At 64.1% G+C, this 14,725-nt stretch carries 8 protein-coding genes; 6 read left to right on the top strand and 2 right to left on the bottom strand.

All coding sequences use genetic code 11. The features are described from left to right. Positions 1 to 7: 7 nt before the first annotated feature. Positions 8 to 298 carry a formate dehydrogenase subunit delta gene (locus ASF49_RS17275; RefSeq protein ID WP_056475704.1) on the top strand — a complete coding sequence of 97 codons (291 nt, stop codon included), beginning with the start codon at positions 8 to 10 and terminating at the stop codon, positions 296 to 298. 69 nt (positions 299 to 367) lie between these two features. On the opposite strand, the gene ASF49_RS17270 is transcribed toward ASF49_RS17275, so the two are convergent. Then, entirely contained in the window at positions 368 to 1,318 is a 951-nt protein-coding gene (locus tag ASF49_RS17270) for a hypothetical protein (protein ID WP_056475701.1), read from the bottom strand. 600 nt (positions 1,319 to 1,918) lie between these two features. Here ASF49_RS17270 and gltB point away from each other — a divergent pair. The 5 genes from gltB (at position 1,919) to ASF49_RS17245 (ending at position 12,636) form a co-directional block, all read left to right on the top strand. Further along, positions 1,919 to 6,634, top strand: a complete 4,716-nt coding sequence (gene gltB, locus ASF49_RS17265; protein WP_056475698.1) for a glutamate synthase large subunit — start codon at positions 1,919 to 1,921, stop codon at positions 6,632 to 6,634. 199 nt (positions 6,635 to 6,833) lie between these two features. Then, a complete protein-coding gene (locus tag ASF49_RS17260) occupies positions 6,834 to 8,264 on the top strand; it encodes a glutamate synthase subunit beta (RefSeq protein WP_056475696.1) in 1,431 nt (476 codons plus the stop codon). 129 nt (positions 8,265 to 8,393) lie between these two features. Continuing rightward, complete coding sequence (locus ASF49_RS17255) at positions 8,394 to 10,697, top strand: FdhF/YdeP family oxidoreductase (protein WP_056476376.1); 2,304 nt, start codon at positions 8,394 to 8,396, stop codon at positions 10,695 to 10,697. Positions 10,698 to 10,763: 66 nt separating this feature from the next. Continuing rightward, a complete protein-coding gene (locus ASF49_RS17250; protein WP_056475693.1) occupies positions 10,764 to 11,069 on the top strand; it encodes an RNA polymerase sigma factor region1.1 domain-containing protein in 306 nt (101 codons plus the stop codon). 184 nt (positions 11,070 to 11,253) lie between these two features. Beyond that, positions 11,254 to 12,636, top strand: coding sequence for a class II 3-deoxy-7-phosphoheptulonate synthase (locus ASF49_RS17245; protein ID WP_056475690.1), 1,383 nt, complete (start codon positions 11,254 to 11,256; stop codon positions 12,634 to 12,636). A gap of 66 nt (positions 12,637 to 12,702) precedes the next feature. Here ASF49_RS17245 and ASF49_RS17240 read toward each other — a convergent pair whose 3' ends face one another. Next, positions 12,703 to 13,770, bottom strand: a complete 1,068-nt coding sequence (locus ASF49_RS17240) for an HD-GYP domain-containing protein (protein ID WP_056475687.1) — start codon at positions 13,768 to 13,770, stop codon at positions 12,703 to 12,705. Positions 13,771 to 14,725: the final 955 nt, after the last annotated feature.

Below are 14,725 nucleotides of genomic sequence, written 5' to 3'. Positions count from 1 at the left end.
CGCACCCATGAGCGCCCTCACCTCCGACGAGAAACTGGTCCGGATGGCCAACCAGATCGCCACCTTCTTCCGCTCCTATCCGGACGAGGAAGCCGTGGCCGGCATCCACAAGCACATTGTGGCGTTCTGGACGCCGAAGATGCGCAGCGCCCTCGAGTCCTACGGCCCGAGCCCGGAGAGCGGTCTTGACCCCCTCGCGCTCAAGGCGCTGCAGGACACGCCGACGGCCGACAGCCCCGTCCGCGCCGGGACCCGCGATCCACACCTGCAGGGAGCGGGCGCCAGCGACGCCGGCTGATCGCCGGAAACGGCAAAGGCCTGGCCGGATGATCCGCCCAAGCCTTAGTTCCGTCTCGGTGGACTGGGCTCAGTTCTTCTCGCCGTCCTTCGCGGTCGTGCCAGGCACGATCGTGGCCCCGCCGATCACGCGGACGGAACGCTTGGCGTCCGCGGGAACATCCTTCCAGTTCTGAGCCGCTTTGTCCGGCGCCGGTTGCACGGCGGCCGCCGTCGTACTTGTGCCGGAGGTAACCGGCGTCATCGGCTGAGACGGTGCGATCCCGGCGCTGGCTGCCCCCGACTTTGCCTCCGGTTGTGCAGCCACGGCGGGCACGTCGGAGAGCTTAGGGGCATCCGGCGTGACCGATGGAGCCGACGGCTTCGGCGCCGGGTTCAAGCGAACGATTTTGCGCGGTGTCTCGGCCTTCGGGCGCGCCTCTGGCCCCCGAGCATCGGGATTAAGGCCCATCGGATTCCGGTCGGTCGGCTCCGTGCGGTTTGTCGTCGTACGCGGTCGCGGGTCAGGTCGCGGAACGAGTTCGGGCTGGCCTCCGAAATTTGGAGACGCACGGCGGGACTGCACCTGCGGGAAGGGGATGTCGGCGGGCGGAACCATCCGCTCGGCCTCGCGGATCGGTCGGCGCGGCACCGCATCTTCCTCGGTCCAACCATAGCCCGGCGCCCGCCGTGCAACGCGAGCCGGCATCTCCGGAGGCGGTCCTTCGAGGCGCTGGCGCCCCAGGACACGGCCATCCCGGGCATCCACAAACAGGCGCACGCGCTCACCGTAGGGGTTCGAAGCTTCGACGACATACGCCCGCCCATCGAAGCGGGGGCGCGTCACCTCGGTGAAGCCGCGCTCGTTCAGGCGCCAGACGACGGCGCGCGGCGGCATGAAGAGATCCGCTTCGTAGGCGTATTGTGCCTGTGCAGGGCTGGAAGCGAAGGTCGATAGGGATATCAGCAGTGCCAGCGGGCCTGCGGATAAGGCATTGCGTGATGGGAATGCGCGCATGAGCGTCCTGCGACACAGATCCATGGATATCAGGTTCCGAATGAGGGGTCGGTCCGGGGGCCAGCTGTTGACGCAGGTCCCCCGGTCACGATCCGCCGGGTCTTGTAGATCCCGCATGCCGCTTGTGCTCGGCGAGGCTTTGTAGAGCGTGGGAATGGGGCGAGATTGCGGGGCGGATGCGGCGAAATGGGCGGGCGCGTCGAAGGCCATACGGCTGCCCGCGAAAGTTTCTGCGTCAACAGGGCGTCGACCGGAAGACGCATCGAACGCAAAATCCACGATGTGCGTCGTGGCACGCCCTTGCTGGAGCGGTTAAAATCTGTCACTTTCCGTCGGTAGGACAGCAAGGCTGTCCCATTTCCCGCAGGCCGCCTGCGTGGATGGCTGTGAGGATCTCGCTCAGGTGACGTTGCCGGCGACCAAACGAGATTCGAAGCCGGTCGCCATTACGGCGATCCGGGCCCGCACGGCTTGAGACCAAGCCGGCGTCGAGCCCGCGAGGAGCGGGCGCTTCTGACCGAAGTCCCCGCTTAGAGCCGACGCTGTCGAGAGACGCGAAACCCGGAGGCCCCTTGGCTCCTGGGCATGAAACATGCTCGCATGCGGGCAGGTCGGAGGCGAGAGATGGTGGACGTGGTCGCATTGTCTGAGTTCGGGGCGCTCCAGGCGTCGGTTCCCGCCACCCGTGACGGCACGGCGCCGATGATCGTGCGCGACGCGGCCCTGCCGAAAGCCCAGGGCCTCTACGACCCGGCCCGTGAGAGCGACGCCTGCGGTGTCGGCTTCGTCGCCGACATGCACGACCGGCGCACGCACGCCATCGTCCAGCAGGGCCTGCAGATCCTGAAGAATCTCGACCATCGCGGCGCCGTCGGCGCCGATCCGAAGATGGGCGACGGCTGCGGCATCCTCGTCCAGATCCCGCACGCCTTCTTCGAGGCCGAGTGCGAGGCCCTCGGCATCGCCCTGCCGGAGCCCGGCCATTACGGCGTCGGCCAGTTCTTCATGCCGAAGGACGAAGAGGCACGCCGGCTCGTGGAGGAGATCGTCGAGAAGGCGCTCGCCGACGAGGGCCTGCCGTTCCTCGGCTGGCGCGACGTGCCGGTGGATCCGAGCGATCTCGGCGTGATGGTCAAGGAGACCGAACCCTGCCACCGGCAGATCTTCATCGGTCGCCCGGCGACGGTGGCGGACGAGGATGCCTTCGAGCGTCGGCTGTTCACTGCCCGCAAGGTCATCTCGAACAAGGTCTACGGGCTGAAGGACGAGCGCACGAACACCTACTATCCCGTCTCGCTCTCGACCCGGACCATCGTCTACAAGGGCATGGTTCTGGTCGATCAGCTCGGCGAATACTATCGCGACCTGCAGGACGAGCGCTTCGTCTCGGGCCTCGCGCTCGTTCACCAGCGCTTCGCCACCAACACCTTCCCGACCTGGCGCCTGTCGCACCCCTACCGGATGGTTGCGCATAACGGCGAGATCAACACCCTTCGGGGCAACGTCAACTGGATGGCGGCGCGTCAGGCGAGCGTCGATTCGGACCTGTTCGGCAACGACATCTCCAAGCTCTGGCCAATCTCCTACGAGGGCCAGTCCGACACCGCGTGCTTCGATAACGCCCTCGAATTCCTCGTTCAGGGCGGCTACTCGCTCGCTCACGCGATGATGATGCTCATCCCGGAGGCCTGGGCCGGCAACCCGCTGATGAGCGAGGAGCGCCGCGCCTTCTACGAGTATCATGCCGCCCTGATGGAGCCGTGGGACGGCCCGGCCGCCGTTTGCTTCACTGACGGCCGCCAGATCGGCGCCACCCTCGACCGGAACGGCCTGCGCCCTGCGCGCTACCTCGTGACCGACGACGGCCTCGTGGTGCTGGCTTCCGAGATGGGCGTCCTGCCGATCCCGGACGAGAGGATCGTCGAATCCTGGCGCCTTCAGCCGGGCAGGATGCTTCTCATCGACCTGGAGAAGGGGCGCATCGTCTCCGACGAGGAGATCAAGAGCGAACTCGCCGCCGCGCATCCCTATGCGGAATGGGTCAAGAACACGCAGATCGTGCTCGAAGATTTGAAGCCGGTGATCCCGCGCGCCTCGCGCTCGGACGTCTCACTTCTCGATCGTCAGCAGGCCTTCGGCTACAGCCAGGAAGACCTCAAGCTCCTGATGGCGCCCATGGCCGTGACCGGCCAGGAAGCGGTCGGCTCCATGGGCACCGACACGCCACTCTCGGCGCTTTCGGACAAGCCGAAGTCGCTCTATTCCTATTTCAAGCAGAACTTCGCGCAGGTCACGAACCCGCCGATCGATCCGATCCGCGAGGAGGCCGTGATGAGCCTCGTCTCGTTCATCGGCCCGCGTCCGAACCTGCTCGACATGGAAGGTGCCTCTCGCAAGAAGCGCCTGGAGGTTCGCCAGCCGATCCTGACGAACGGCGACCTCGAGAAGATCCGCTCGATCTCCCATTTCGAGGACCGCTTCGACACCAAGACCCTCGACATGACCTTCCCGGCCGAGACCGGGGCGGCCGCCATGGAGGGGGCAGTCGACCGACTCTGTGACCGGGCCGAGGTCGCGGTGCGCGGCGGCTACAACATCATCATCCTGTCGGATCGCGGCATCGGACCTGATCGCATCGCGATCCCCGCGCTTCTCGCGACCGCTGCCGTGCATAATTATCTTATCCGCAAGGGGCTCCGGACCTCGGTCGGCCTCGTGGTCGAATCGGGCGAGCCGCGCGAGGTCCATCACTTCGCATGTCTGGCCGGCTACGGGGCCGAGGCGATCAATCCGTACCTCGCCTTCGAGACGCTCATCGCGATGAAGGACGAATTCCCGCCGGACCTGACCCCGGACGAGATCGTCTACCGCTACATCAAGTCGATCGATAAGGGCCTGCTCAAGGTCATGTCCAAGATGGGCATTTCGACCTACCAGTCCTATTGCGGTGCTCAGATCTTCGACGCGATCGGCCTGAACTCGTCCTTCGTGGCCCGCGACTTCTTCGGCACGGCGACGACCATCGAGGGCATCGGCATGGCCGAGGTCGCGCAGGAGACCGCGCGGCGGCATTCGGATGCTTTCGGCGACTCGCCGATCTACCGCACCGCTCTCGATGTCGGCGGCGAATACGCCTACCGCCTGCGCGGCGAGAGCCACACCTGGACACCGGATTCGGTGGCGACGCTGCAGCACGCGGTGCGTCTCGGCCTGCCCGAGCGCTACCGGGAATATGCCCGCCTGGTGAACGAGCAGGAGAACCACCTCAAGACGATCCGTGGCCTGTTCCGCATCAAGCAGGCCGCCGAACTCGGCCATGCACCTGTGGACATCGAGTCCGTCGAGCCGGCCGCGGACATCGTCAAGCGTTTCGCGACCGGCGCGATGTCCTACGGCTCGATCTCGAAAGAGGCGCACGAGACACTCGCCATCGCGGTGAACTCGTTCGGCGGCCGCTCCAATTCGGGTGAGGGCGGCGAGGAGGTGGAGCGCTTCAAGCCGATGGCGGACGGGCGCTCGCGCCGCTCGGCGATCAAGCAGGTCGCCTCGGGCCGCTTCGGCGTCACGACGGAATATCTCGTCAATTCCGACATGATGCAGATTAAGGTCGCGCAGGGCGCCAAGCCCGGCGAGGGTGGTCAGCTGCCCGGCCACAAGGTCGATGCCAAGATCGCCAAGGTTCGCTACGCGACCCCCGGTGTCGGCCTGATCTCGCCACCGCCGCACCACGACATCTACTCAATCGAGGATCTGGCGCAGCTGATCTTCGACCTGAAGAACGTGAACCCATCCGCCGACGTGTCGGTGAAGCTCGTCTCCGAGGTCGGCGTCGGCACCGTCGCCACTGGCGTTGCCAAGGCGCGGGCCGACCACATCACGATCTCGGGCTTCGACGGCGGTACGGGGGCGGCGCCGCTGACCTCGATCAAGCATGCGGGCGGTCCCTGGGAGACGGGCCTCGCCGAGACTCAGCAGACCCTCGTGCTGAGCCACCTGCGCGGGCGCGTCGTCCTCCAGGCCGACGGCGGAATCCGCACGGGCCGCGACGTGCTGATCGCGGCATTGCTCGGCGCCGACCAGTTCGGATTCTCGACTGCGCCACTGATCGCGGCCGGCTGCATCATGATGCGCAAGTGCCACCTGAACACTTGCCCGGTGGGCGTCGCGACGCAGGATCCCGTGCTGCGCAAGCGCTTCAAGGGCACGCCCGAGCACGTGATCAACTATTTCTTCTTCGTGGCAGAGGAACTGCGCGAGTTGATGGCGTCGATGGGCTTCACCAAACTCGAGGATCTCATCGGCCGGGCCGACTTTCTCGATACCCTGGAGGTCATCAACCACTGGAAGGCACGTGGCCTCGACTTCTCGAAGCTCTTCCACCGTCCGGAGGTGCCCGAGCACGTCGCGATCCGTCACACCGAGAAGCAGAAGCACCCGATCGACACGGTCCTCGACCGCCGCCTGATCGAAGGTGCGCAATCGGCCCTCGACGGCGGCGAGCCGGTGGTGGTGCGGGACGTGATCCGCAACTCGGATCGCACGGCCGGCGCGATGCTCTCCGGTGCCGTGGCCAAGCGTTACGGCCATGAGGGCCTGCCCGACGACACCATCCGAGTGGAGCTGTCCGGCACCGCCGGTCAGAGCTTCGGCGCCTGGCTCGCCGCTGGCGTGACCCTGGTGCTCACCGGCCATGCCAACGACTACGTCGGCAAGGGGCTCTCGGGAGGCAAGCTGATCATCCGTCCCTCGGACGCGCTGAAGGCCCCCGGCTCGCATACGATCATGGCCGGCAACACCGTGCTGTACGGCGCGATCGCGGGCGAGGCCTACATCCGCGGTTCGGCCGGCGAGCGTTTCGCCGTCCGCAACTCAGGCGCCATCGCGGTGGTCGAGGGCATGGGCGACCATGGCTGCGAGTACATGACCGGCGGCGTGGTGGTGTCGATCGGCGAAACCGGGCGCAACTTCGCGGCCGGCATGTCGGGCGGCATCGCCTATGTCCTCGACGAGGACGGTTCGTTCTCGGCTCGCTGCAACCTCTCCATGGTCGATCTCGAACCCGTCGAGGAGGAGGACGACCTCATGCGCCGCTTCCACCAGGACGGCGACTTGGAAACGAAGGGTCGCGTCGACATCCTGGCTGACATGTCGGGCCACGACGAGGAGCGTCTGTCCCAGCTCATCACCAATCACCTGAAGTACACGGGCTCCCCGCGTGCCAAGGCGATCCTCGACGACTGGGCCGGCTATCGCACCAAGTTCGTCAAGGTGATGCCGGTGGAGTACCGCCGGGCGCTGCGCGAAATGGAGATGGCGCGGATGCCGGTGGCGGCCGAGTAGGCGGCCGCCGATCGACATTCTATCGTGACAGCGCCCGATTATTCGAAAATCCAAGCGCTTCACGGGTCAGCATTTCAGAATGGCTGACGCATGAGGCGGCCCGGCTGATTGGCCGGGCTGTACGGGTGGAAGCGGAACAGGCCGAGCCGGCCGCCTTCCGCGCGACGGATCAGACAGACTCGCGAAAGACGGTCAGACGATGGGCAAGGTCACGGGTTTCCTCGAATTCGACCGGCAGGAGCAGAAGTATCAGCTCGCCGCCGATCGTGTGCGCCATTTCCGCGAGTTCACGTTGCCGCTCGACGAGCACGACCTCAAGAAGCAGGCGGCGCGCTGCATGGATTGCGGCATCCCATTCTGCCACGGTCCGACCGGCTGTCCGGTCCACAACCAGATCCCGGACTGGAACGAGCTCGTCTATCAGTCCGACTGGGAGGAGGCGGCCCGCAACCTCCATTCCACCAACAACTTTCCGGAGTTCACCGGCCGCATCTGTCCCGCGCCCTGCGAGGAGGCCTGCACGCTGAACCTCGAGAACCAGCCGGTGGCGATCAAGACCATCGAGCAGGCGATCGCCGACCGCGCCTGGAACAACGGCTGGGTCAAGCCCGAGCCGGCCGAACACAAGACAGGCAAGAAGGTCGCGGTGATCGGCTCCGGGCCGGCCGGACTGGCGGCGGCGCAGCAGCTTGCCCGGGTCGGGCACGACGTCCACGTCTTCGAGCGTGAGCCAAAGGCCGGCGGACTACTCCGGTACGGCATCCCTGACTTCAAGATGGAGAAGCGCCACATCGATCGGCGCGTGAAGCAGATGGAAGGCGAGGGCGTCCGCTTCCACTACGGCGTCAATGTCGGGGTCAACAAGCCGCTCGACGAGCTCACGGCCGAGTTCGACGCGGTGCTGTTCGCCGGTGGCGCCGAGGATCCGCGCAATCCGCAGCTCCCGGGGCAGGAGCTGGAAGGAGTGCACTACGCGATGCCGTTCCTCGTGCAGTCCAACCGCCGCGTCGGCGCCGAGCCGATGCCGGGCAACGGCGAGGCGCCCATTCTGGCCACCGCCAAGAACGTCGTCGTCATCGGCGGCGGCGACACGGCGTCGGATTGCGTCGGCACCTCGTTCCGTCAGGGCGCCCTGTCGGTGACGCAGCTCGATATCCGTCCGCGTCCCCCGGAGCGCGAGGACAAGCTCTCGGTCTGGCCCTACTGGCCGACCAAGATGCGCACCTCGTCCAGTCAGGCCGAGGGCGCCGAGCGCGAATTCCAGGCCGCGACGCTCCGCCTTGAGGGCAAGAAGGGCAAGCTGACGGGTGTCGTCTGCACCCGCGTCGACGAGAAGCGCCAGCCGATTCCGGGTGGCGAGTTCACGCTGCCTGCCGACCTCGTTTTTCTGGCGATTGGCTTCGCTGGCTCGATCCGCAAGGGCCTGCTCGAGGAATCCGGCGTCACCATGGACAAGCGTGGCAACGTCACCGCAAACGAACTCGACTATCGGACTTCGAACGAGAAGATCTACGCGGCAGGCGATATGCGCCGCGGACAATCCCTCGTCGTCTGGGCGATCCGCGAGGGCCGTCAGGCGGCGCGCTCGATCGACGAGGCCCTGATGGGTGCGAGCATCCTTCCGCGCTGAGGGGCTACCGCATCGGCTCGCGCGAAACGGACTGCGGCTGTCCCGCGGTCGCAGTCCGGAACACCGTGGCTCTGCGCGTCATTGCTGTCCTGACACCCACGATGTCGGGATACGCGCATGACCGAGCCGATGGCCGAACCCAAGATCGAACCCTATGACGGTCCCGCGGGGGGATGGGGTTCGGCGGGCTCTCTTGCGGAGATCCTGACGCGGGAGCAGATCCCGGTCTCCGGCGCGGCGCTGCTCATGAAGCAGAACAAGCCCGACGGCTTCATGTGTACGTCCTGTGCGTGGTCGAAGCCGGCCAAGCCCAATACGTTCGAGTACTGTGAAAACGGCGCCAAGGCCACGATCTGGGAGCAGACCGCGAAGCGGGTCGGGCCGGATTTCTTTCAGCGCCACACCGTCACCGAACTCCTGACGTGGACGGACTACGCTCTCGAGGAGAAGGGGCGGCTGACCCACCCGCTCCGTTACGATGCCGAAAGCGACCGCTACGTCACGGTTTCGTGGGAATATGCCTTCGCGGAGATCGGGCGTGAATTGCGCGCCCTCGATCCGAACGCGGTGATCTATTACACCTCGGGCCGCGCCTCGCTCGAGACGTCGTACATTTACGCGCTGATGGCGCGCATGCATGGCACGAACAACCTGCCCGACTCGTCGAACATGTGCCACGAGCCGACCTCGGTCGGCCTGAAGTCGTCGATCGGATCGCCAGTGGGCACCACGATCCTCGAGGACTTCGAATCGACTGATCTGATTCTGTTCTTCGGTCAGAATGTCGGCTCGAACGCACCCCGCATGCTCCATCCCCTTCAGGAAGCGCGAAAGCGGCGCGTTCCGATCATCACGTTCAACCCCCTGCGGGAGCGAGGTCTGGAGCGCTTCACCAATCCGCAATCGCCCACCGAGATGCTGACGCGCACCTCGACCGAGATCTCGACACAGTATCACCAAGTCAGGGCGGGCGGCGACCTGGCAGCGATCACCGGCATGTGCAAGGTGCTGATCGCCGCCGATCGCGAGGCGATGAATGTCGGGCGTCCGCGCATCCTCGACGTGGACTTCATCGCGGAGCACACCCACGGATTTCGCGAGTTCGTCGCATTCTGCGATTCTCAGGAATGGACGGATATCGAGGCCCGTTCGGGACTGAGCCGCGAAGCGCTGGAAGCGGCCGCGACGGTCTATGCACGGGCCCGCTCCGTGATCGCGGTCTACGGCATGGGCCTCACCCAGCATCGCCGCGGCACCGAGGGCGTGCAGATGCTCGTCAATTTCATGCTGCTGCGCGGCAATGTGGGTCGCCCCGGTGCCGGGCTCTGTCCCGTGCGGGGGCATTCCAACGTTCAGGGGCAGCGCACTGTCGGCATCACGGAGAAGCCCGAACTGGCGCCCCTCGACAAGCTCAAGGAACTCTACGGATTCGAGCCGCCGAGGGCGAAGGGACGCAACACCGTCGAGGCCTGTGAAGGCATCATTTCCGGAGAGACCCAAGCCTTCATCGGTCTCGGCGGCAATTTCGTGAGGGCCGTGCCCGATACCGTCCGAGTGGAGGAGGCCTGGCGATCCCTGCGCCTCACGGTACAGATCTCGACGAAGCTGAATCGGTCGCATCTCGTGCATGGGGCGGTGTCCTATATCCTGCCCTGCCTCGGTCGCATCGAGGTCGACGTCCAAGCGAGCGGACCGCAGGCTGTCTCGATGGAGGATTCGACCTCCTGTTTCCACGGTTCCCGTGGACAGACCAAACCCGTCAGCGATCAGGTGCGCTCCGAGCCTTGGATCGTCGCCGAGATGGCGAAAGCCCTGCTGCCGTCCAATCCGAGGGTCGATTGGGATGGTTGGGTCGGTGACTACGCCCGGATCCGCGACGCCATCGAAGCCACCTATCCTGACGTGTTCCACGACTTGAACGGCCGGATGTTCCAGCCCGGCGGCCTGCACAAGCCGCTCGCCGCCCGTGATCGCAAGTGGGAGACGGAAACCGGCAAGGCCAACTTCATGGTTCCGGGCGGCCTCGAGGCCGATCCCGATATGCGCAGCAACCGCCGCGACGTGCTCGACCTGATCACCCTGCGCTCCAACGATCAGTTCAACACGACCGTGTACGGCTATGACGACCGTTTCCGTGGCGTGAAGGGCACTCGAATGATCCTGTTCATGAACGGCAATGACATGGATCGCCTGGGAATCGCCGATGGCGAAACCGTGGACCTTTCCGCAGATGCCGACGATGAATTCTCGCGGGAGGTGAACGGCCTCCGGGTGATCAAGTACGGCATTCCGGAGGGCAACGTCGGTGGGTATTATCCGGAACTCAACGCACTGATTCCACTCTGGCATTACGACGAACAGGCCAAGACGCCGGCCGCCAAGGCGATCCCGGTGCGGATCCGCAAGGGGACGCCGATTGCCATTGCCGATTGATACGAACTCGGCTTTCCGCCGCCGGATCCCCTCGACGACCGGCGCGGAAATCCCATAATCGAAGGCATGGAACGCTTCGACGACGCCCATGACCGCCGCCAGGCCATCATCGACCGGATGCTGGTCGAGGCGCTGCATCCGGCCTCCAACGATCGCAGCCCGAGCCACGATGGACTGCCGGAAGATATGCGGAGAGTGGTCGACGTCCTCCTCGCCAAGGCCGAGGCGCAGCGACAGCGACGTCTAACCTACGAGGATCTCGAGGAGGCGCTGCCACCTCGAGACGTTTCGGCGGAAGATCTGGAGGCGATCTTCTGGATCCTGTCGGAGCATGGCATCGCCATCGAGGACGGAGACCCGGCCGGAGACTGAACGCGTCTGCTTTACTCTTGGGACCGACGGTCGAACTTTCCAATCCGATATGCCGAGCATGGCACGTATGCCTGCCACATCCTCGGCCTCTCTCGCATCCGCCGAAGAACCGCTCTATAAGCCGCGCTCCTCCGTGGGGCTTTCCGCCGCGCGGAGCCGACCGAAAGGCGGAACGGAGACGATTATGGCCGAGCGTTGGACACCGAAGACCTGGCGAAATCTGCCGATTCAGCAGGTGCCCGCCTATCCGGATGCCGCCGCGCTGGAATTGGTCGAGTCGCAACTCACGAGCTTTCCGCCGCTCGTTTTTGCAGGTGAGGCGCGCAAGCTGAAATCGGCCCTGGCGCGGGTCTCCACCGGCGAAGCGTTCCTGCTCCAGGGCGGCGACTGCGCCGAGAGCTTCGACGAGCATTCGGCCGACAACATCCGCGATTTCTTCCGCGTCTTCCTTCAGATGGCGTTGGTCCTCACCTTCGCTGGCGGTTCGCCCGTGGTGAAGGTCGGTCGCATCGCCGGCCAGTTCGCCAAGCCACGCTCTTCGCCTACCGAAACGTTGGAGGGCGTGACGCTGCCGAGCTACCGCGGCGACATCGTCAACGGCCTCACCTTCACCGAAGAGGCGCGTGTTCCCGATCCGCGCCGCCAGCTCGAGGCGTACCGCCAGTCGGCGGCAACGCTCAACCTCCTGCGCGCCTTCGCCACCGGCGGCTACGCCAACTTGGAGAACTCGCATCGCTGGATGCTCGGTTTTGTGAAGGATTCGCCACAATCCTCGCGCTACGCCGACTGTGCCGAGCGGATGACGGAGACGCTGGACTTCATGCGTGCCATCGGCATCAACCCGGAGACGCACCAGGAAGTCCGTACCACCGATTTCTACACCAGCCACGAGGCCCTGCTTCTGGGCTACGAGGAGGCGCTCACCCGCGTCGATTCCACGAGTGGCGACTGGTACGCCACATCAGGCCACATGCTGTGGATCGGCGACCGTACGCGCCAGCCGGACCACGCTCACGTGGAATACGCTCGGGGAATCAAGAATCCGATCGGCCTGAAATGCGGTCCCTCCATGACCGCCGAAGGTCTGATCCGCCTTGTGGATCAGCTCAACCCGGCCAACGAGGCTGGGCGTCTGACGCTGATCTGCCGTTTCGGAGCCGACAAGGTGGGCGACCACCTGCCTGGCCTGATCCGGGCGGTGGAGCGCGAGGGGCGGAACGTGGTCTGGGTCTGTGACCCGATGCACGGCAACACGATCTCGGCCGGCGGCTACAAGACTCGGCCGTTCGAGCGCGTGATGCAGGAAATCGAGGGATTCTTCGGAGTTCATCGTGCCGAAGGCACGGTCGCGGGCGGCATTCACCTGGAGATGACCGGCAAGGATGTCACCGAGTGCACCGGCGGTGCTCGTGCCCTGAAGGCTGAGGACCTGCAGGACCGCTACCATACCTACTGCGACCCGCGCCTGAACGCCGAACAGGCTCTGGAAGTGGCGTTCCTCACGGCGGAGCTCGTGAAGCGCGAGCGCTCGGCGATCGAGCGTCCACGCCTCGACGCAGCGGAGTAGGCGAAAGCGTTCACCCCGAGACTACGAGCCGGAAGGTCCGCTTAGGATCTTCCGGCTTCTACTGTCTCAGCTTGCCGAGTTGGGCTCCAGCATCGCGTTCCCGAAGTGCTGGACGAGGCTCATCTCGAGTTTTCCGGACATCCCGGTGAGGATCGCCATCGCTTCGCGCGCTGGCATCGGCTTCTTGTATGAGCGGCGCTCCGTGAGAGCGGCGTAGATATCGCAAATGGTCAGCAGGCGCACGGTGTCGCTGATTTCAGCGCCGACCAGCCCGTTCGGATAGCCCGAGCCATCCAGCATTTCGTGATGGTGACGCACGGCACCGAGGGTGGCCGTATCGCAACCACTTTTGCGGAGGATGTCGTAACCAATCACCGGATGACGCCGCATGATCACCATCTCGTCGGCATCGAGGCGGCCGGGCTTGTTCAGGATCTCGAGCGGGATCTGCGCCTTGCCAACATCGTGCAGCAGGGCGGCGCGCACGAAATGCTCCCGGTCCTCGGTACGAAAACCGAGATGCAGAACGAATTGGGCAGCGACGCCTGCAACGAGCAGGCAATGCTGGTAGGTGGCATCGTCATGGGTCCAGACAGTTTCGAGCCACTGGGTCAGCCCGCCTTCCTTCACAGCGGCAAGAATCGGATCAAGCCCAGCATCGACTTGATCCAGGGAGATCGGACCGCCGCCTCGCACGCCGTCGAAGAGCCCACTCAGGACTTCCTTCGCCCGCGTCACGTTCCGTATGACAGGTTGCGCGATGGCGTCCGTCTCGTCCGTCTTCAATTCCGCCTGAAGCGCCTGAACGACGAGATGCGGCGCGGTGTAGGCGGGAAAACAGATCGTGGCGCCGAGATCGCGTGCCTGCCGTAGGTCGTGGTCGGTCGTCGAGCGCAGCAGGCAGACGACCGGCATATCGCTCGCCTTGCGGACGTGGAGGAAACTCCGCAGGCGGTTCACAGATTCGCGTCGGCTCAACGTGAGATCGGAAACGATTGCACGAGGAAGGACACTCGGCGAAGCGTCATCACCCGCTGCAACGACCTCGCAATGCGCGATCGTCTTGATGAGCGTCTCCAAGGCCGCGCTGCGGTCCGGCCGGTCGGTCAGTAGATAAACGGCCCCTAGCGCCATGATATGCAGGCTTCCTCCGAAGTCTCGAATCTACGCCCAAATTGCAAACAGGGCGTTTGCGCCACACGATTTCTGCAAAGATCTGCACCACTTTGGCGACGGGAATATCCGGTTTCAGATCGACGCTCTGGCCGCGCCCGGTGGACATAGAGTGCCCTCCTGTCTGCTCTGCCACCGCACCAGCATGGGCTCGAAGTCGTGGAGAGCAGGCTGGGTCAGGATGACTGAGGGTGATGGTCGAACACTCGATCTGAATTATGCATTTCCCGAGAAACGCAGTTTTCAGATTGACCATCCCTATGGCGAAGCGTTCAGGAATGACATCCTCCGAGATAATGCGTTGGCGCGAATTTGTAATCCCCTACGGTAGTGTGTCTCGCCGCCCCAAAATTTGCTGATGACCGGCCAAAGAGCAACGATTGTTCAATAATTAATCCTTGCGATGATTTTAGATGATGTGATTACGCACAAGATGTCCCTTTGATTGCCGTTTCGAAGATTTCATATCCAGTTACAGCAATACTTTCAGGTCCATATATGGGCTTCGGGTAATGGGTTATCTACGAAATAACGATACTTTATCATAATAGACGAAAATTTTTGATTGACGCCCCCCCTGTCAGTAATCAGGCATTTTGAGGAGGTTATAGTCTGCAATAGATTTGAAAAGACATGCCTTTATACGAATATTATCTCATAGAATGCGAATTTTCCGAGTCTTTATAGTATCCGATGGGTTGATATTTTTAGAATTAAGCACGGTGGAAATTTAATAGAAACGGAAAACTCTGATGCGGGCTTTGGCCATGTGCGAGAGCGTTGTCGCACGCCTTCGCGCCACCTCACGGTCAAAACGCCGTGAAATGGTCTGGTACACCACATACGAATCTTGGCGTTTGTTCACGCTACGTTGTGGTTCATGATGGCCATGTATCCCGTGCCGGCATCCTCGCGA

The organism is Methylobacterium sp. Leaf104 (assembly GCF_001422885.1).
Lineage (GTDB): Bacteria > Pseudomonadota > Alphaproteobacteria > Rhizobiales > Beijerinckiaceae > Methylobacterium.
This window is presented reverse-complemented; position numbering and strand designations above follow the sequence as displayed.